Here is a 20384-nt window from a genome sequence, read left to right on the forward strand (position 1 = left end):
ACTTTTTACCCTCGCACTAGTTAACTAGTACACAAATACAAAGTACGTAATTTAAGGTTCACCATGTTACAAGAATTTAACCAAAACCAAAAAGCGAAAGTTGCGGTTTGTCTTAATAAGGCAAACTCATCAGATCTTGCTTGGTGGCGCACTTGGACTAGTTCTTGGTGGGCAAACGTATACTTCTAGTTTATAGAACCAAACGTTGTAAAGCCCGCTACTTAAGCGGGCTTTTTTGTTTTGTTGCTCATTTCACATTCAACTGCCTAAACATTAATCGAATATAGCCAACTCTAGATTGGGAGAACGTTTGCTTTATGCGACTATGTACGGCAGGAAGATTTAAACAGCTACAAGGAGGTCTTGTGAACAAGGCCATTGAAATTAAGAAACTTGGACAGCTTGAAGTGCTAACGGCTTCCGTCCCTTATACTCAAGACCCGACTCGCTTGTTCCACACACTATGTGAGAACAAAACTGACAGCCTATTGCTGGAATCTGCTGAGATCGATTCAAAGCAAAATTTAAAATCCCTGCTGATCGTAGATTCAGCGGTTCGCATTGTTTGCTTCGGCCATACCGTTAGCATGCACGCCTTGAGCAATAACGGTAAAAACCTACTGTCTCACCTAAACCAGAACATCCGTGGTGACGTTGAGAGCAAGTTCGATGGCGAAACGCTAACTTTGCAGTTTAACCAGCCATGCGACACGTTAGATGAAGACTCTCGCCTACGTGAAGCCTCTTCTTTCGATGCGCTACGTTTGGTTCAGCATAGTTTTGATATTTCACAGCAAGACAAACACGCAATTTTCCTTGGTGGTCTGTTTGCCTACGACTTAGTCGCAAACTTTGAGCCGCTTGGTAATGCCGAAGCAACAAATCAGTGTCCAGATTACGTTTTCTACGTCGCGGAAACACTACTTGTTGTCGACCATCAAACGGAATCTTGCCAGCTTCAAGCGACGTTGTTTGTTGATGGTTCAGAGAAAACAGCGTTAGAGACTCGTATTGCAGAAATTAGCGCCCAGTGTGCAGCGCCAAAACTGTTGCCGAGTGCAGAGCAAATAACAGATGTAACGGTAGAACCTAGCGTGTCTGATGCAGACTTCTGCCAAACCGTTCGCGACTTAAAAGAGTTCGTAGTGAAAGGCGATGTATTCCAAGTTGTACCGTCTCGTAGATTCACTCTACCTTGTCCTTCTCCACTGGCGGCTTACAAAGAACTGAAACAAAGTAACCCAAGCCCTTACATGTTCTACATGCAAGATGAGCTGTTCACTCTGTTTGGCGCATCACCTGAAAGCGCGCTTAAGTATGAAACCGATACCAACCAAATTGAAATCTACCCAATTGCAGGCACACGTCGCCGCGGTAAGCGCCCGAATGGAGAGATCGATTTCGACCTAGATAGCCGCATCGAACTTGAACTACGCACCGACATGAAAGAAAACGCAGAACACATGATGTTGGTTGACTTGGCACGTAACGACGTCGCTCGTATTGCTCAAGCTGGCACTCGCCACGTAGCAGACCTTCTAAAAGTCGACCGTTACAGCCACGTGATGCACTTGGTATCACGCGTGGTTGGTCAACTGCGTGAAGACCTAGACGCGCTGCACGCATACCAAGCTTGTATGAACATGGGCACGCTCACTGGTGCACCAAAGATTCGCGCAATGCAGTTGATTCGCGATGTGGAAGGCGCACGTCGCGGTAGCTACGGCGGTGCGGTTGGTTACCTAACTGGTGAAGGCACACTCGACACGTGTATCGTCATTCGCTCAGCGTACGTTGAGAACGGCATTGCTCAAGTTCAAGCTGGTGCTGGCGTGGTGTTCGATTCTGATCCACAAGCAGAAGCAGACGAAACGCGCGGCAAAGCACAAGCGGTAATCTCTGCTATCCAAGCAGCGCATAAATCACAATAAGGAATAGGGTTCAGAGATGGCTAATATCATTTTTATCGACAACTTTGACTCGTTCACCTACAACCTTGTGGATCAATTCCGCTCGCTAGGTCACTCAGTCAAGATTTACCGAAACAACATCCCAGCAGAAACCATTGAACAAGCGGTAAACGAGCTTGAAAACCCAGTGGTTCTGCTATCGCCAGGCCCAGGCGCACCGTCAGAGGCAGGCTCAATGCCAGAGCTTATCCAACGCATGAAAGGCAAAGTGCCGATGATCGGGATTTGTCTTGGTCACCAAGCGATTGTTGAAGCATACGGCGGCACCGTTGCTGGCGCAGGCGAAATCATTCACGGTAAGGTCTCTATGATGGAGCACCAAAACCATGCGATTTACCAAAACCTACCATCACCACTTGCGATTGCACGTTACCACTCGCTGGTTGCGACCAAGGTTCCTGAGAGCCTAACCATCACAGCAGAAGTGGATGACTTGGTAATGTCTGTTGTACATGAAGAAGATAAAGTTTGCGGGTTCCAGTTCCACCCGGAATCTATTATGACGACCTACGGAGCAACACTGTTGGCCAATGCCATTGAATGGGCACTTGAAGAACAAACTTCAGCTAACCCACTCACTGCTTAAAAAGCACTGGCACATAAGAAATTTAGGAGAGGAAATATGGAAGCAATCATCAACCCTATTATTACCAAACTGTACGAGCAAGAATCGCTTACTCAAGAAGAGAGCCAACAGCTATTCGACATCATTATCCGTGGTGAGCTAGACCCAATTTTGATGGCATCAGCGCTGACTGCACTAAAAATCAAAGGCGAAACACCAGATGAAATAGCAGGCGCGGCAAAAGCGCTGCTGGCAAATGCAAACCCATTCCCTCGTCCAGATTATGATTTCGCGGATATCGTAGGTACTGGCGGCGACGGTCACAACACCATCAACATTTCAACCACTGCGGCGTTTGTTGCTGCAGCATGTGGTCTAAAAGTAGCGAAACACGGTAACCGCAGCGTTTCAAGCAAATCGGGTTCTTCTGACCTTCTTGATTCATTTGGTATCAACCTAGCTATGAGCGCAGACGATACGCGCAAAGCGGTCGACGATATCGGTGTTGCTTTCCTATTTGCACCTCAGTACCACGGTGGTGTGCGCCATGCGATGCCAGTGCGTCAAACCATGAAAACGCGCACCATCTTTAACATTCTTGGCCCACTGATTAACCCTGCTCGTCCTAACATCGAATTGATGGGCGTTTACAGTGAAGAACTGGTTCGTCCTATCGCAGAAACCATGCTACAAATGGGTATGAAGCGCGCCGCTGTAGTACACGGTAGTGGTTTGGATGAAGTGGCGATTCACGGCGAAACAACCATTGCTGAAATCAAAGACGGTAAGATCACAGAATATAAACTAACGCCTGCAGACTTCGGTCTAGAAGCGCACCCACTAGAAGCGATCAAAGGTGGCGATCCTGAAGAAAACAAGGCGATCATTACCAATATTCTGACGGGTAAAGGTACAGACGCACAATTGGGTGCAGTGGCGGTGAACGTTGCTCTGCTAATGCGTCTATTCGGCCACGAAGATTTAAAAGCCAACACGCAACAAGCGATTGAGGCAATGAATTCAGGCAAGGCGTACCAATTGGTACAACAACTTGCCGCACACGCTTAAGGAATTGAAGAAGATGACTGACTTCAACACTCAGCAAGCTGACAACCTGTCTGAGCACGTTTCTAAAAAAGAAGCAGAAATGGCAGAAGTACTGGCGAAAATTGTCCGCGATAAATATCAATGGGTAGCAGACCGTAAGGTGTCTCAACCGCTAAGCACATTTCAGTCTGATTTGCTGCCATCGGACCGCAGCTTCTACGACGCTCTGAGTGGTGAAAAGACGGCGTTCATCACCGAATGTAAGAAGGCATCTCCTTCTAAAGGTTTGATTCGTGATCACTTCGACTTGGATTACATTGCATCGGTTTATAACAACCATGCTGATGCAATTTCAGTATTAACAGACGAAAAATACTTCCAAGGTAACTTTGACTTTCTTCCTCAAGTGCGCGGTCAAGTCAAACAACCCGTTCTGTGCAAAGACTTCATGGTAGATACCTACCAAGTTTACCTAGCACGTCATTACAGTGCTGATGCTGTGCTACTGATGCTTTCTGTCCTGAATGACGAAGAGTATAAAGCCTTAGAAGAAGCAGCACACAGCCTGAACATGGGTATCCTGACCGAAGTCAGCAACGAAGAAGAGCTTCATCGTGCAGTTAAGCTAGGCGCACACGTTATCGGCATCAATAACCGTAACCTTCGCGACCTAAGTACTGATTTGAATCGTACAAAAGAACTGGCACCGACAATTCGCGAACTGGCTCCTAACGCAACAGTAATCTCAGAATCTGGCATTTATACCCATCAACAAGTTCGTGATTTAGCAGAATTCGCAGACGGCTTCTTGATTGGTAGTTCGCTGATGGCGGAAGACAACCTTGAACTTGCAGTACGTAAAGTGACGCTGGGTGAAAACAAAGTCTGTGGTCTTACTCATCCAGATGACGCAGCGAAAGCGTATCAAGCTGGTGCGGTATTTGGTGGCCTGATTTTTGTCGAGAAGTCGAAGCGTGCGGTTGACCTTGAAGGTGCTCGCTTAACCATGAGCGGTGCTCCTCTGAATTATGTAGGCGTTTTCCAAAATCACGATATCGATTTTGTTGCTTCTGTCGTGACCTCTTTGGGTTTAAAAGCGGTGCAACTGCACGGTCAAGAAGACCAAGCTTACGTAAACCAACTCAAAGCCGAACTACCAGCAGCGGTAGAAATTTGGAAAGCTTACGGCGTGACTGATGCCAAGCCAGAACTGCTAGCAGACAACATTGATCGCCATTTATTAGATGCGCAAGTTGGCACTCAAACTGGTGGAACTGGTCAAGTGTTCGACTGGTCACTGATCGGCGACCCAAGTCAAATTATGCTAGCGGGCGGACTGTCGCCAGAAAATGCTCAACAAGCAGCGACACTAGGTTGCTTGGGATTAGATTTAAACTCTGGTGTAGAAAGCGCACCAGGCAAAAAAGATTCACAGAAGTTGCTCGCGGCATTCACTGCTATTCGCAACTACTAAAGCTGGATATCAGCTAAAAAATTTAAAGCTATTCGTAGCGAAAAATACGAGAAGGAATATAACGATGGCAAAACTGAATGCCTACTTTGGCGAATACGGCGGTCAGTACGTTCCGCAAATTCTAGTTCCAGCACTGGAGCAACTAGAGCAAGCGTTTATCGACGCGCAAGAAGATCCAGAATTCCGCAGCGAATTCATGACGCTTCTTCAAGAGTATGCGGGCCGTCCAACGGCTTTGACTCTAACTCGTAACCTAACCAAAGGTACGAAAACCAAACTGTACCTAAAACGTGAAGACCTACTTCACGGTGGCGCGCACAAGACCAACCAAGTGTTGGGTCAAGCGCTGCTTGCAAAACGCATGGGTAAAAACGAAATCATCGCAGAAACAGGCGCAGGCCAACACGGTGTAGCAACTGCACTAGCGTGTGCGCTGCTTGGCCTTAAGTGTCGCGTTTACATGGGTGCAAAAGACGTTGAGCGTCAAAGCCCGAACGTATTCCGTATGAAACTAATGGGCGCAGAAGTTATCCCTGTCCACTCGGGCTCTGCGACACTTAAAGATGCATGTAACGAAGCGCTACGCGACTGGTCTGCAACTTATGAAGACGCGCACTACCTACTAGGTACAGCGGCAGGTCCTCACCCATTCCCAACCATCGTGCGTGACTTCCAACGCATGATTGGTGAAGAAACGAAGAATCAGATTTTGGCACGTGAAGGTCGTCTTCCTGATGCGGTTATCGCATGTGTGGGCGGTGGTTCAAACGCTATCGGCATGTTTGCTGACTTCATCGAAGAAGAAAGTGTTCGCCTAATTGGTGTTGAACCAGCAGGTAAAGGTATCGATACTGACCAGCACGGTGCACCACTTAAGCATGGTAAAACAGGCATCTTCTTCGGTATGAAAGCGCCATTGATGCAAGATCCAAACGGTCAAGTAGAAGAGTCTTACTCGGTATCTGCTGGCCTTGATTTCCCTTCAGTTGGCCCACAACACGCACACCTAAACGCAATTGGCCGTGCTGAATACGACAACGTGACAGACGATGAAGCGCTAGAAGCATTCCAAGAGATTGCACGTCACGAAGGTATCATCCCTGCTCTTGAATCTTCTCACGCCGTGGCACACGCACTAAGTATGGCACGTGAGAATCCAGAAAAAGAGCAATTGTTGGTTGTTAACCTATCAGGTCGTGGTGATAAAGATATCTTCACTGTACATGCCATCCTAGAAGAAAAAGGAGCAATCTAATGAGCCGTTATGAGAAGATGTTTGCGCGCCTAAACGAAAAGAGCCAAGGCGCATTTGTACCGTTCGTAACGGTTTGCGATCCAAACGCAGAGCAATCTTACAAAATCATGGAAACACTGGTTGAGTCTGGCGCAGATGCCCTTGAACTTGGTATTCCATTCTCAGATCCACTAGCCGATGGCCCAACCATCCAAGGCGCTAACATTCGCGCGTTAGAGTCAGGTGCAACACCAGATATCTGCTTCGAGCAAATCGGTAAGATCCGAGCTAAGTACCCAGAGTTGCCTATTGGTCTTCTGATGTACGCGAACCTTGTTTACTCTCGTGGTATCGAGAACTTCTATGAGCGTTGTGCAAAAGCAGGCATCGATTCTGTTTTGATTGCAGATGTGCCAACTAATGAAAGTGCCGAATTTGTTGCTGCTGCAGAAAAGTTTGGTATTCACCCAATCTTCATCGCACCACCAACGGCAAGTGATGAAACACTGAAGCAAGTATCAGAGTTAGGTGGCGGCTACACTTACCTACTCTCTCGTGCAGGTGTTACTGGCGCAGAAACCAAAGCAAACATGCCTGTAGGTCATATGCTGGATAGACTGAACCAATTTGATGCACCACCAGCGCTACTTGGTTTTGGCATCTCTGAGCCAGCACAGGTGAAACAAGCACTAGAATCTGGCGCCGCTGGTGCAATTTCTGGTTCAGCCGTGGTCAAAATCATTGAAGCGAACGTTGAGCAGCCACAAATTATGCTCGACAAGCTAGGTGAATTCGTTTCTGCAATGAAAGCTGCCACTCAAAAATAATTTCAGTTTGATATGACACAACAACGCCCGCTTAACATTATGTTTAGTGGGCGTTTTCTTACTATCGCGTTTATACCACGTCATTTTTTGTTCAACGCCCGCACTTTCCAAATCTATCTCAAGCAGAGCACTCCAAGAGTGTTAAGCTTGGGTAACTTAACTAACTCAATAAAGCAATGTGCAGTAAGGTTGCTACATGGAAGAAGTCAAAACACTGCTAGCCAAATGTCCTGTACTATCAGGGCTGCCAGATAAAGGGCTTAGTGAAGCAGCGCAAATGACTAAGGTTCGCTGCTTCGACGAAAAAGCACTGATTTGCAATAAAGGTGCGCTTCAATCTTCTCTTATGGTCATAGCTCAAGGTGCAGTGAGAGTGAACTCAATTAGTTCAAAAGGCAAAGAAGTCACACTGATGATTTTCGAAGCTGGTGGCTGGTTTGGAGACAATGTTTTTTCTCCCGGTATGCCTCGTATTTTTGGTGCGACCGCGCATTCGGACGTGACTGTAATGGAGCTTCCTGGAGATAAATTTCGCCAATTACTCGCCAAATACCCTCAAAGTTACCCCACTATACTCGACTTACTTAGCCGCCGCTTGTGGTCTGCTATTTCTGTTATCGAAGATGACGCGATTAGAGGAATTGAAGAACGAGTCGCCAAAAGGTTGCTGCTACTTGCTGAATACCAACTTAATCAAGCGATCGATACTCGACCATGCGTTGTCAGGGTAACAAGAGAACATATCGCTAACATGATGGGGCTAACTCGTCAAAGCGTACACAAGATACTAAAACGATTAGAAAGTATCGGGATGCTAGAGCTAAACTATGGCTCAGTAACCATTACCAATCCGAAACGCTTAGAAGAATACTTTAAAGAACTCGAGCAATAGATCCATTCAACAAACGGTAAGTATTGTCTAACGATATCTAAAAAACTTATGCATCTAATTGGTCAAGAGCACAACACCATTTGCACTTAGGCAAGTGGCGCTGTGACACAAAAACCATTGAATTGACTAAGCTATATTCAATTCAGATTTCAACTCACGTTTCAAAATCTTTCCTGTCGCACTCATCGGGAGGTGTTCACGAATTTCGACATAACGAGGATATTTAAACGAGGCTAATTGCTCTTTACCCCACTTTTGTAATGAATCGGCGTCAATGTATTCTTTTGGTTTAAGTACAACGTAGGCTTTTATCTCTTCGCCATACTCTTCATTTGGAATCCCTATCACCGCGACCATTGAAACTGCAGGATGAGTCATGAAAACTTCTTCAATTTCTCTGGGATAAACATTAAATCCACCTCGAATGATCAGATCTTTCATTCTATCGACAATAAATAAATTACCTGAACTGTCAAAGCGGCCCACATCACCAGTATGGAACCAACCATTTTGTAGCGCAGATTCAGTAACTTCTGGGCGATCAAGATATCCCTTCATAACATTATGACCACGCACAACAATCTCACCTTCTTCGCCTATCGGTAGTGCATTGCCTTCAATGTCGATAACTCTTACTTCGACGCCTTGAACCGGTTGACCTACCGAGCCTGGTATACGCTCCTGATCCAAATGATTAAAACATGCAATAGGACTTGTCTCCGACAAGCCGTACCCTTCTAAGATCGGCACATTAAATGTTTCTTCAAAGGTTCGAAAGATTTCGGTTGGTAATGGCGCACCACCGCTTACTGCAACACGCAATGACGAGGTATCAAATTGATGCTGCACATGAAGCAGACCGATGTACATCGTTGGTACACCAGCAAATATCGTCACCCTACGTTTTTCCACCAGCTCAAGAACATGTTTAGGCTCAAACCTAGGCACTAACACCAATGTTGCCCCGCCCAAAACACTAGCATTTAAGTGGACGGTTTGACCAAATGTATGAAATAAAGGCAAAGTTACTAAGTGAATATCATCGGCCTGGCTGCCCATAATGTTTTGTGCCACCAGAGCGTTCATTATGATGTTCTGCTGAGTCAGCTCAGCGCCTTTTGGTAAGCCTGTCGTCCCTGATGTATACAAAATCACACAAGTATCATCCGCATTACGCGGTATATAATCCGGCAACGGTTGGACATCGGCTATAAACGCATTGAGAGTTATTACACCATTCCAATAGCTTTCATCTTGAGATTGAGTCAGTACGACTATGCCTTCGCATGTATCGACTTGTTCAAAGGCTTTGACGCCCTCTTTTGCCATTGGCAGTTCTTTCGTCCCTTCAAAGCAGAAATAAAACTTCGCTTTTGAATCTTCTAAGTGATACTTAATTTCTCGCGCTTTCAAAAGCACATTTAATGGGACTGCAACCGCGCCGGCTTTTTGTATTGCATAATAAACAAACGCGAAAAAAGGATTGTTTGGGCATGAAATCGCAACGCGGTCACCTGGCTTTACGCCTTTATTGATTAAAGACGCTGCGATCTTACCGGCGACCGCATCAAACTGCTCATAATTTATCTTTTCAGCGCCACATATCAACGCCGTTTTATCTGGTTTACTCGCAGCATTTCTTTGTAACGCAGCAGCAAGATTCATCATAGTATCTTTACCTCTTACTTGTCTTTCTCGTCTAATCAGCTCAGGAGCATTAACTAAGCAAGTTATCCTTAACACTGGATCGTCAGCATTTGAGTCTCACCAGTCATTGTCATTTAACATTATGTTTACAACGCAATCAGGACTAAGAATGTAAAGCAATTAACATTTCAGAAGGCAAATTAATAAAAGTGTGAGCTTGAAAGAGATGAATTGTTATAAATATCAACCCAAGTCACTAAAAACTCTGACTGCAATAGCAAATACAAAAGCGGTTAAAATTAACAAAAAGAAAACAAATAAAGAAAAATAAACTTGAACAATCCTAAGCGCGACCCTTATAAGAAAAATCAATAGCAAACGTTTGCCATTGAACAAAACTTTATCGTTCGTCAATAAAATATCGATTAATCCATCAATAATACCTTGCTGCATATTGCCAATTGTAAACGATAAGTGTAAAAAGCAAGGCGAGATAATTATCCGTAAATCCATTTATGGTTAGTGGGTAATTTTAGGATTTTACATTTTATTAGCACAGAGGTTATGGAAGTGTTAAAAGAAAAGAGTTTGCTAAACAACATTGGCGTACAAGTCGTAATCGCCATGATCGTGGGCACAGCCGTTGGTGCCATGATGGGTCATGATGCGACGGTGTTCGCTCCTTTAGGTGCTATCTTTATCAACTTAATCAAAATGTTGGTTATTCCTTTGGTCGCTGTAGCCTTGATTTCTGGCGCCGCTGGTCTTGGGAACAGCCAGTCAGCAGGTAAAGTTGGTATCGTCACTCTAGGTTATTTTGGTTTAACATCCGCCCTAGCCGTTGCGCTTGCACTATTTATGGGTGAAGTATTCCAACCAGGCATGGGTATCGACGTCTCTGGCGTTGAAGGCATGTTCTCAGCAGAATACGCTTCAAAAGGTGAACTACCTACTTTCTGGGCAACCATCACTGGTATGATCCCAACCAACGTTTTCCAATCACTAAATGAAGCAAACATCCTACAGATCCTCGTTTTCTGTATGTTCTTTGGTATTGCGATTTCTAAGCAAGCAAAAGAGCGTCGTGAACCAATCATCAATGGTGTTAACTGCATCGTTGACGCAATGGTTTGGATGATCAACAAAGTAATGATCATTGCACCTATCGGTGTATTTGGTCTGATGGCAGAAGCCGTCGGTACGTTCGGTTTTGGTGCGCTAATGGTGGTGTTTAAACTGTTCGTTGTTTACGTTGCCGCCATCCTAATCTTCGGTTTCGTTGTTTACCCAGCAATGGTGCATGTTTTCACGAAGACATCTGCGAAGAAATTCCTGTCTTCAATGAAGAAACCGCAAGCAGTTGCGCTTTCAACAGCGTCTTCTATGGCAACACTGCCTGTTACAATGGACACCTGTGAAAAAGAGCTGGGCGTAAAAAATTCAACTGCATCATTTGTTCTGCCTCTAGGCGCAACGATCAACATGTCAGGTAATGCGATTTACTATGGCTTGGTTGCTATCTTCTTTGCTCAACTGTTCAATATCGATCTAGGCATGGGCGCTTACATTGCAATTATCGTAACGTCTACATTGGGTGCGGTTGGTCAAGCGGGTGTTCCTGGCCCTTCTTTCCTAGTGGTTGCCGTGCTTCTTGCCGCTGGCATTCCAATTGAAGGTCTACCGCTGCTATTCGCTCTTGACCGTATTTTCGATATGATTCGTACAGCACTGAACATCACAGGTGATGCTGCATGTGCAGTTATCGTTGATGCGCTAATTGAAGAAGAAACGGCAGAAGCTGAGCTAAAAAAGCAAGAAGCCTAACCCTTTCTTGAATAGACCAAAAACCGCTCATAATGAGCGGTTTTTTTGTCTTTTCTTGCATTACGTAACTATACAAATAGAAACCGATGGCATAAATTTTTCAAAATGATATAAACCATTACAAAATATAACAAAACGTTAGAGCTAGGTTATATCATGAGTCTTGAGCAATCTTTGGACTATCTCACCAAAACAAATTTGCCGATCGAATCAAAGCAGCAGGCCTTGGTTGACTCAGTTATTCTTACCCTAACGAAACAAAAACGAGATGCTCTTTTTCAACCGGTTGCTCTGTATCGAATAAAACTGCTTAAATCTCTCTTTCCTAAACACGCATCAAAAAGTCTTTCTGCACTATTTGAGTTAATGGATTATCGAGATTTAGTGCAACAGTATCCGACAGGTTTCTCCAAAGAGATTCGTTTACTTGAACAACTTGCCGCAGATTGTTACCCGCATTGGATGGTTTTCTGGTGTCAATGCGAGATCGAAGCAATCAAGCAAAAATATCCTTCAAACGAAGCTGCGATTCCTACTCCGCTTCCGTTTGACGACCACAGCTATACTAGCGTGTTAATTGAAGATATCGCAGATTGCGATCTTGAGGTAATGCTGCCAAATCATGCAGCGTTAATGCCGATTTCCGAAGCGATCACACTGAGTAATCTTGAGCTTTTCGTCCAAACTGAACAATGGTTTGAAATCTTGCCTCTTTTATCACTCTCGCAAAAAGGGCAGCACTTTGCCCTCTTGCTCAAATCGTCATCTTCACCAATCATGGTCTCCTCCGCTTTAGTGCAAAGCTGGCATCAACGAAATAACTGGCTCAGTTACTCACCACAGTTTAGTAACGAACAATGGCAGTTTTGCTTTCCTAATCATGGGTATAGTGTTCTCAATCAACTGGGTATTTTGGAGTGTCGTGCTCTAACTCATGAGCACACTCTTATTGAGTTTGATGCTCAGTTTCAATCTCGTGTAAAGAACAGTGAAGCGGTTTGCGAAGTACTGCGTCTTACGGTGGGAGGCAACATTCAACAAAAGCTGTATTTTTTGTATCTGGCGCAAAAAACTATGATGAGCGAGCTCTATAAAGCAGGCTATAAGCTCGGCTTTACCATTATTGAGCAAGTGTTTATGTTAAATTTCTATCAATCTATTGATTTAAGTGCCTACTTTCACTCAGGATACCGCGACATTAACAGTGACGGTACCAAGACATACCGCGGTTTCTGGAATTTAGGTATGATGGTTGAAGCATTTCAAGACATACAATTTCGCGACTACAAACATTGCGTACGAACAAAAAGAATGGATAAAAAGGTGAATGAGCATGCTTGATGTTCATTTGCACGGTATCTTTTACCCAAAAGCATTGGCATTGTACGCGACTGTACTAATAGTATTCGCTTGGTTACTGTATTACTGCTATCGCCTAAAACAGAAGAGTGAATCAATCTTAGGCTCGCATCACGCGCCTTACATCGCTTATTCCAGCTGTATCATTGTTTGGATAAGCAGCAACGCCTATTTCCATACCGATTTATTGCCAGAATTAGGCTCTGTTGGTGGCATTTTTATGGCTAAGTTAGCGAACTTAGCGTCTTTTTTCGCCTTTGCGTTTGCATTCTATTTTTCTTGCCAGTTAACCGCAGATGTTAAAAAAACAGCGGTCAAAGTCTGGCAAAAAGTCGTCTTTGTCGCACTAGCAACGTATTCACTGTACATCAACTTAGTGCCGAATCTTACTGTCGAAAATGTCACCATTAGTGGTCCAAGCCAGTTCGTCATTGAATTTGGCTCACATACCTCATATTTTTTCATTAGTTTGCTAGCTTTCGTGGTACTAACGCTGCTTAACTTGATTGCCATGCGCGCGAACAGCAGCAAGCTCACGCTAGCAAAAAGCAACTATATGATAGCTGGCATTTTGGTATTCATGTTATCTACGGCAGTGATACACCTTGGAATGACGTATTTCCTTGGCGACTTCTCCCTAACTTGGTTACCACCAGCACTTTCAATCAGCGAAATGTTGTTTGTGGGCTATGCCCTACTTACCTCTCGCTTCTACAGCGCTAAATATCTCACGTACTTAACGGTAAGCGCGCTCTTAGTCTGCGCCATTTTTGTTCTGCCGCTAGGGGCGATATTTATTCCTATCTCTGAAGATAACCAATGGCTTGTTGCGGTACCTTTATGTGCGCTTATCGGTATCACTTGGCACTTGCTTTTTAAGCGAGTCAGTCGTTACGCTTCGTATTTTATTTATGGGAAACGACACACTCCCGTTCAGCAAATCCTTGGGTTAGAGGAAGAGTTTAAACGCTCAATAGATGATGCTATGCATCAGTTGGCATCGTTACTTAACATACCAAACAACAAGCTGCAGCTAGTCACTAGCAATTACACAGAAACGTTTTACGAAGAGTACCTGCCGTCAAGCAAGTCAGTTCTCGTGCTAGATGAGTTGTCTGAAGAAATTGATTATGCCTCCTCTTCTAAAGGGTCGATGAGAAAGCTCTACGAGCGCATGCGCTCAAGCAATACTGCGCTCGTTATGCCTCTCTTCGGTCGTGGAAAGTCAGTTACTCACTTACTAATTTCTTCACATAAAATAGATAATAAGCTGTTTTCTAATGAAGAAATCTCAGCTCTGCAAACGTTATTAGTTCGCATCCAGAGCACCATTGAAGCCGATAGAAAGGTACGCCAAAGCCGTGCGCTGGCTAACTCCATTGCACATGAAATGCGTAACCCTCTCGCTCAAGTACAATTACAATTTGAAGCTTTAAAACAGCATATAGAGTCAAACGCCTCACTGGATACGCTAAAAAGAGAAATTGATAAAGGTGAAGCCGCTATACAACGCGGTAGACAACTTATCGATATTATTTTACGAGAAGTTAGCGACAGTTCACCAGAGCATGAGCCTTTAGCTCTCACTTCCATACATAAAGCCATCGACCAAGCAGTAAGCCGTTATGGTTTTGAAAACGATCAAATAATAGAGAGAATTAACCTGCCACAGGCACACGATTTTGTCGCGAAGTTAAATGAGACCCTGTTTAACTTTGTCATTTTCAATTTGATTCGTAACGCTATCTACTATTTTGATTCTTATCCCGACAGTCAAATTGAGATTCGTACCCAGACGGGGGCTTACGAAAACATTCTGATCTTCCGAGATAGTGGGCCAGGTATAGATAGCAGTATCTTACACAAGATATTTGATGACTTTTTCTCGTATCAAAAAAGCGGAGGCAGTGGCTTAGGTTTGGGCTATTGCCAACGTGTTATGCGCTCCTTCGGAGGACGAATAGAGTGCCAGTCTGAATTGAACGAGTTCACAGAATTCTACTTGTATTTCCCAGTCGTACCAAACGCACCAAAACCAGAGACATTAAGAGCACCGGACTTTGATAGCTGGAAAGCAACTGCATCACATTTTGAAAATCATTCAGCTCAACACGTACAAGTATCTAAAGATGCACCAACAGTGCTCATTGTTGATGACAAAGAGGTGCAACGCACCTTGGTACAGATGTATTTAAAAAGGCTGGGAGTCAACAGCTTACAAGCAAATAATGGAGCCTCTGCGGTAGAACTATTCCACTCTCATAAGATTGATCTCGTTCTTATGGATGTCCAAATGCCGGTAATGAATGGATTTGACGCAAGCCAACGGATTAAGCAAATCACATCCTCCGTTCCAATCATTGCCTTATCTGGTGAGTCTGGAGCTAGAGAGTTGGAGCTAATTTCGAAACTCATGGATGACAGACTCGAAAAGCCCACCACGTTAAATGCACTTCAAGTCGTCATCCAAAGATGGTTACAGAACGAGAATTCTGCGCCTTCCAACACTTTTTAATCTGCAAATATAGAATTGGCACTAGATGTGCATTATTGGAGTAAATCGAATTATCCAGAAGGTCAAGCAGGCTGCAAAAGAGTAGCGTATGAGCTTGATAAGGAGATCGCCATGTTACTTCATCGACATACATACTACGGCTTGATTCATCATGGAATCAAAACACTGTTACTTGATCGCTTAGGCCACTATACAGAAGAAGAGTATCATCAATATCTGAGCCTGATGACTGGTAAATCCACTTGCTTCACGATGTCTCTCGAAGAGCTAGAAGCAACGGTCGATAACTTACTACGGGAAGGCTATTTAGAAGATGTAAAAACGCTTATTTCCCAATATCAACGTGTTGCTTAAGGTTTAAAACTCTCAACTCTATTGCCGCTTCACGCGGCAATTTTTATTCCTTCCATTTGCTGTTTCGACGTGGAAGAAGCTTGCGGGCTGTACGATATACTAAGCGTTACTATTCTTACCTTAACTTCCTCAGTATTCACATCTTGTCAGATTCCGTTAGACTGTCTTCAATTCAATAATTAGGTAGATTTTGCCATCATGAAGCAGATCCTAGACTTTATACCACTCATCGTTTTCTTCGCTTTATACAAGCTGTACGACATCTACGTGGCGACAGGTGCACTGATCGTAGCAACAGCCATTCAGCTTGTCGTCACCTATGCGCTATATAAGAAAGTCGAAAAGATACAGCTAATAACATTTGTTATCGTCACTATCTTCGGCGGCATGACCCTTTTCTTCCACGACGACAATTTTATAAAGTGGAAAGTCACCATCATTTACGCGATTCTGGCGATTGGCTTAGCAGTGAGCCACGCATTGGGAAAATCAGCCATCAAAGGTATGCTAGGCAAGGAAATTACGTTACCTGACGCTGTTTGGGCAAAGATTAACTGGGCTTGGGTTGGCTTCTTCTCATTCTTCGCTGGCCTAAACATTTATATTGCTTACGAATTGCCGTTGGATGTTTGGGTTAACTTCAAAGTATTTGGAATGTTGATCGCGACATTTGCCTACATGATTGCGACTGGCTTTTACATTTATAAACACATGCCAAAAGAACAAAAAAATAACTCATCCGATGTGTCCACTGATGATTAAAAACTCAGTTTTGCTATAATCCGCGACTTCACAGCGACCTTAGGGTCGCTGTTTTGCTCCATGTATCAGTAAACCGCTCAAACAACGTACCGTTTTCAGACCATTCTTGCTGCTGTAAATCAACTTTCTCTGGTCCGGTATCTGCGGTTTTTTAAGGACCTTTGGTTCTAGGTATTTACTATGTTGGCGCTTAGTTTGAGCGCCTTTAAGATTTAGGATGTCACAATGAGTCAAGAAATTAGCTCTCCGAAAGGTCAAATGCTGCTTCGTACCCTTGCAATGCCTGCAGATACAAACGCCAATGGCGATATTTTTGGCGGTTGGATAATGTCTCAGCTCGACTTAGCGGGCGCGATTCTGGCAAAAGAGATCTCTTGTGGTCGCGTTGTCACCGTTTCGGTATCAAGCATTACGTTCAAAAAACCTGTTGGTGTGGGCGATGTCGTATGCTGCTACGGCGAATGCACTAAGATCGGCCGCACATCCATGAGTGTCGATTTGGAAGTATGGGTCAAACCCGTCAAAGCTCACGGTGTTGGCGAACGCTTCATGGTTTGTGATGCGACCTTCAACTACGTAGCCATTGACAGTGAAGGTAAACCACGTCCGGTTCAGAATTAGTCAACCTACAACGCTAACAGTTAGAAAGGATCTCACATTTTCTGTTGTTCACTTGTGAGAGACACAAAAAAGGCGTTAAATTAACACTTTACCCTACCAATTAAGGAACTATGCTATGTGGTATGTCATCTTTTCACAGGACGTTGAGAACTCGTTGGAAAAACGCATGAGCGTTCGCCCACAACACTTGGATCGCTTACAAAAGCTACAAGACGAAGGCCGCCTTCTTACAGCTGGTCCGATGCCTGCGATAGATTCTGACAATCCTGGTGAAGCTGGATTTACGGGCTCAACTGTCATCGCTGAATTCGCCTCTCTAGAGGATGCTAAAGCGTGGGCAGAAGCCGATCCTTATGTAGCGGCTGGTGTTTACGATCATGTAATCGTGAAACCGTTCAAAAAAGTGTTTTAATTTATGAAAAAATTACTGTGTCTTTTCTTGGTATTTGGTGCTCTGGCTGGCTGTTCATCAACCGATGATAAGCAGCGCCAACTTGAGCTTATGGCATCAAACCGAGCAGGAGTTTTGTCTGCGGGTCTCCCTTTAGAGTACGGTCCACTGCAAATAATGCGTGTCTCATCCAACAAAAATGTTGTAGAGATGATGATGATTTATAACGATGGCGCACTCGGTGCAAAGCCGTTAAATCAAGTACTGAATACCAGTATCTATACCTACTGCAGCAACCCAGAAGTTCGCAAGCAAATTGATATGGGCTTGATGTATCGTATTAAGGTACGTAATTCTCGCGGTCAGTTGATGGCAGATGAGTTGGTTTCCGCACAGACTTGTACTCAGGTGAAGTAGCTACAGTAATTTTTGTTGCTTTCGGCACGAGACGATGATTCGCTATTATTGAATAATCTGAAAACGAAAGTTAACAATTAAGAATAGAAAAACGGAGACCACAGTCTCCGTTTTTATTTGCTGTAACGATGTGTTACGCCAGCTCAGCACGGAGCTTCTTCGCCGCTGAAACCAGATTTGCCAATGCGGCTTCTGTCTCCTTCCAGTTTCGTGTTTTCAGACCACAATCTGGGTTTACCCACAAACGTTGAGCCGGAATTTTTTCTGCCGCTTTCTTGATTAAACCTTCAATCCATTCTTCCGTAGGAATGTTTGGTGAGTGAATGTCATAAACACCAGGGCCAATTTCGTTCGGGTAATTGAACTCTTCAAATGCTTTCAGCAGCTCCATATTTGAGCGAGATGTTTCAATGGTAATGACGTCCGCATCGAGTGCCGCAACCGAATCAATGATTTCATTGAACTCGCTGTAACACATATGAGTGTGAATCTGAGTTTCTGGTTTTGCACTTGCCGCAGAGACCTTAAACGCATTTACGGCCCATTCTAAGTACGCTTTGTGATCGCGTTTTTTGAGTGGTAAACCTTCTCGAATGGCTGGCTCATCAATTTGAATGATATTGATGCCTGCATCTTGCAGGTCAGACACCTCATCACGTAGTGCCAAAGCAAGTTGCTGCGCAATTTCTTGACGTGTGATGTCTTCACGTGGGAACGTCCAACATAAAATCGTTACTGGTCCAGTCAACATGCCTTTCATCTGTTTGCTGGTTAGCGACTGGGCGTACGTCGACCATTCAACTGTGATCGGTTTTTCACGTTCAATGTCAGCAACTACAATGGCAGGTTTCACACAGCGAGAACCATAACTCTGTACCCAACCAAATTTGGTCGTTTGAAAACCCGCCAAGTTCTCAGCGAAGTATTCCACCATGTCGTTACGCTCTGCTTCACCATGAACTAGCACATCTAGGTCGAGCGCCTCTTGACGTTTTACTGCGTCAGCAATATGTCCTTTAAGTGCTTGGATATATTCAGACTCAGATAATTGACCTGTACGATAAGCGCTGCGCTGCACCCGGATTTCACCCGTTTGAGGAAAAGAGCCGATTGTCGTTGTTGGCAACAAAGGCAAGCCCAATACTTCAGCTTGATGCGCAGCACGCTCTGCATAAGGTGCGCTGCGCTCGGCAAGTGACGCGGTAATGTTGTTTAAACGCGCTTGTACTTGAGGTTTATTCACATGTGTTGCTGTCTTGCGCGCTTTGATTGTCTGGCTATAGGTATCACAAGCGAGAATCGCATTTTGATCACCATCGAGCGCTCGGCCAAGCAAGGCGACTTCTGCCACTTTTTGTTTTGCAAAGGCAAACCAACTTTTTACTTCTTCGCTCAGTTCTGTTTCCAGTGCTAAATCAACAGGGCTATGTAGAAGAGAACATGAACTGGCAACCCAAAGTTTGTCGCCCAGTTTCTCTTTGACTGGCTGTAGACGCTCGAGTTGGGCACTTAAATCCGAACGCCACACGTTACGACCATTCACAACGCCAGCAGAAAGCACCCACCCCTCCGGTAACTTGGCAACCACATCGTCAAGCTGCTGAGGGACGGCAGATAAATCGATATGCAAACCATCCACCGGTAGCTCTACAATTTTGTCTAGCGTATCGCTTACGGAGTCAAAGTACGTCGTTAGCAGCACTTTTACATCGCTTCGAATCACTTGGTAGGCCAGCTTAAACGAATCAGCCCATTTGCTTTCTAGCTCCAGTGACAAAGTTGGCTCATCAATCTGAACCCACTCAACACCTTGACTTGCTAGCTTTGCCAAAATAGCTTGGTAAGCAGTAAGTAAGCGTGGTAGCAGGGTTAAGCGGTCAAACCCTTCTTCGACCTCTTTGCCCAAGTAAAGGTAACTGACTGGGCCAAGCAAAACAGGCTTCACTTGGTGGCCAGCTTGAAGCGCTTCGTTGACTTCTTCAAACAGTTGCGGCCAGCTCACTTCAAACGTATCGTCCTTGCTGAATTCAGGGACAATGTAATGGTAGTTTGTGTTGAACCATTTGGTCATATCCGATGCCGCAGCGCCCGCACAGCTGCAACCCGCCTGAGATTGACCGCGACCCACTTTGAACAACGTATCCAGGTTAGGGAAACCATCAGCGTGACGCTTTGGCACATGACCCAATAGCAACGTGGTCGTCAGTACATGATCGTACCAAGCGAAGTCGCCAGCGGTGGCAAAACTCAAGCCAGCATCTGTTTGCGTTTGCCAGTTTTTAGCGCGCAGATCTGCTCCAACCTTTTTAAGCTCTGCTTGATCAATTTCTCCGCGCCAGTATTTTTCCTGAGCGAATTTTAATTCTCGTTTTTCACCGATGCGTGGATAACCTAATATGTGAGTCGTTGTCGCCATGTCCCTATTCCTTTCTCAATTTTGTTCAATTTGTTTGGATCAGAGCATCTTTCGGTAAAGAATAAGATG

General features: G+C 44.6%; 18 protein-coding genes and 1 other annotated feature. Of the genes, 16 read left to right on the forward strand and 2 right to left on the reverse strand.

All coding sequences use genetic code 11. The features are described 5' to 3' along the window. The first annotated feature begins 63 nt into the window (after positions 1–63). The 8 genes from N646_RS04940 (at position 64) to N646_RS04975 (ending at position 8009) form a co-directional block, all read left to right on the forward strand. On the forward strand, positions 64–189 hold the full coding sequence (locus N646_RS04940; protein WP_005376787.1) for a trp operon leader peptide: 126 nt from the start codon (positions 64–66) through the stop codon (positions 187–189). After that, positions 136–239 (forward strand) — a sequence feature (Trp leader region). Its footprint overlaps the gene before it by 54 nt. A 126-nt stretch (positions 240–365) precedes the next feature. Then, positions 366–1931 carry an anthranilate synthase component 1 gene (locus N646_RS04945; RefSeq protein ID WP_017820479.1) on the forward strand — a complete coding sequence of 522 codons (1566 nt, stop codon included), beginning with the start codon at positions 366–368 and terminating at the stop codon, positions 1929–1931. A 16-nt stretch (positions 1932–1947) separates the two neighbouring features. Continuing rightward, on the forward strand, positions 1948–2556 hold the full coding sequence (locus N646_RS04950; RefSeq protein ID WP_005434961.1) for an aminodeoxychorismate/anthranilate synthase component II: 609 nt from the start codon (positions 1948–1950) through the stop codon (positions 2554–2556). 36 nt (positions 2557–2592) lie between these two features. Next, positions 2593–3603 carry an anthranilate phosphoribosyltransferase gene (trpD, locus tag N646_RS04955; protein ID WP_017820480.1) on the forward strand — a complete coding sequence of 337 codons (1011 nt, stop codon included), beginning with the start codon at positions 2593–2595 and terminating at the stop codon, positions 3601–3603. A 13-nt stretch (positions 3604–3616) separates the two neighbouring features. Further along, positions 3617–5056 (forward strand): bifunctional indole-3-glycerol-phosphate synthase TrpC/phosphoribosylanthranilate isomerase TrpF, encoded by a 1440-nt coding sequence (gene trpCF / locus N646_RS04960; RefSeq protein WP_017820481.1) that lies wholly within the window; start codon positions 3617–3619, stop codon positions 5054–5056. A 64-nt stretch (positions 5057–5120) separates the two neighbouring features. Continuing rightward, on the forward strand, positions 5121–6311 hold the full coding sequence (gene trpB, locus N646_RS04965) for a tryptophan synthase subunit beta (protein ID WP_017820482.1): 1191 nt from the start codon (positions 5121–5123) through the stop codon (positions 6309–6311). After that, complete coding sequence (gene trpA / locus N646_RS04970) at positions 6311–7117, forward strand: tryptophan synthase subunit alpha (protein ID WP_017820483.1); 807 nt, start codon at positions 6311–6313, stop codon at positions 7115–7117. The genes trpB and trpA overlap by 1 nt, the downstream gene beginning before the upstream one ends. A gap of 196 nt (positions 7118–7313) precedes the next feature. Next, a complete protein-coding gene (locus N646_RS04975) occupies positions 7314–8009 on the forward strand; it encodes a Crp/Fnr family transcriptional regulator (protein ID WP_005376777.1) in 696 nt (231 codons plus the stop codon). Positions 8010–8135: 126 nt separating this feature from the next. On the opposite strand, the gene N646_RS04980 is transcribed toward N646_RS04975, so the two are convergent. After that, positions 8136–9677, reverse strand: coding sequence for a long-chain-fatty-acid--CoA ligase (locus N646_RS04980; RefSeq protein ID WP_005376776.1), 1542 nt, complete (start codon positions 9675–9677; stop codon positions 8136–8138). A gap of 543 nt (positions 9678–10220) precedes the next feature. Here N646_RS04980 and N646_RS04990 point away from each other — a divergent pair. The 8 genes from N646_RS04990 (at position 10221) to N646_RS05025 (ending at position 17899) form a co-directional block, all read left to right on the forward strand. Then, positions 10221–11480, forward strand: a complete 1260-nt coding sequence (locus N646_RS04990) for a dicarboxylate/amino acid:cation symporter (RefSeq protein WP_005376774.1) — start codon at positions 10221–10223, stop codon at positions 11478–11480. 156 nt (positions 11481–11636) lie between these two features. Beyond that, entirely contained in the window at positions 11637–12821 is a 1185-nt protein-coding gene (locus N646_RS04995; RefSeq protein WP_017820486.1) for an acyl-homoserine-lactone synthase, read from the forward strand. Then, the gene (gene luxN / locus N646_RS05000) at positions 12814–15354 is read left to right on the forward strand and encodes a quorum-sensing autoinducer 1 sensor kinase/phosphatase LuxN (protein WP_017820487.1); all 2541 of its coding nucleotides are present in this window, start codon (positions 12814–12816) and stop codon (positions 15352–15354) included. Before N646_RS04995 ends, luxN begins: the two co-directional genes overlap by 8 nt. A gap of 111 nt (positions 15355–15465) precedes the next feature. Further along, positions 15466–15708, forward strand: coding sequence for a hypothetical protein (locus N646_RS05005; protein ID WP_005376770.1), 243 nt, complete (start codon positions 15466–15468; stop codon positions 15706–15708). 198 nt (positions 15709–15906) lie between these two features. Next, on the forward strand, positions 15907–16470 hold the full coding sequence (locus N646_RS05010) for a septation protein A (RefSeq protein ID WP_005386728.1): 564 nt from the start codon (positions 15907–15909) through the stop codon (positions 16468–16470). A gap of 225 nt (positions 16471–16695) precedes the next feature. Beyond that, complete coding sequence (yciA, locus tag N646_RS05015) at positions 16696–17091, forward strand: acyl-CoA thioester hydrolase YciA (protein WP_005376768.1); 396 nt, start codon at positions 16696–16698, stop codon at positions 17089–17091. Between the two features lie 115 nt (positions 17092–17206). Then, positions 17207–17503, forward strand: a complete 297-nt coding sequence (locus N646_RS05020) for a YciI family protein (RefSeq protein ID WP_005386727.1) — start codon at positions 17207–17209, stop codon at positions 17501–17503. Positions 17504–17506: 3 nt separating this feature from the next. Further along, entirely contained in the window at positions 17507–17899 is a 393-nt protein-coding gene (locus N646_RS05025; RefSeq protein WP_005376765.1) for a GspS/AspS pilotin family protein, read from the forward strand. 133 nt (positions 17900–18032) lie between these two features. Here the strand turns inward: N646_RS05025 and metE are convergent, their stop codons facing one another. Further along, positions 18033–20315, reverse strand: coding sequence for a 5-methyltetrahydropteroyltriglutamate--homocysteine S-methyltransferase (gene metE / locus N646_RS05030; RefSeq protein ID WP_017820488.1), 2283 nt, complete (start codon positions 20313–20315; stop codon positions 18033–18035). Between the last annotated feature and the right edge of the window lie 69 nt (positions 20316–20384).

The sequence above is a fragment of the Vibrio alginolyticus NBRC 15630 = ATCC 17749 genome (assembly GCF_000354175.2).
Classification (GTDB): Bacteria; Pseudomonadota; Gammaproteobacteria; order Enterobacterales; family Vibrionaceae; genus Vibrio; species Vibrio alginolyticus.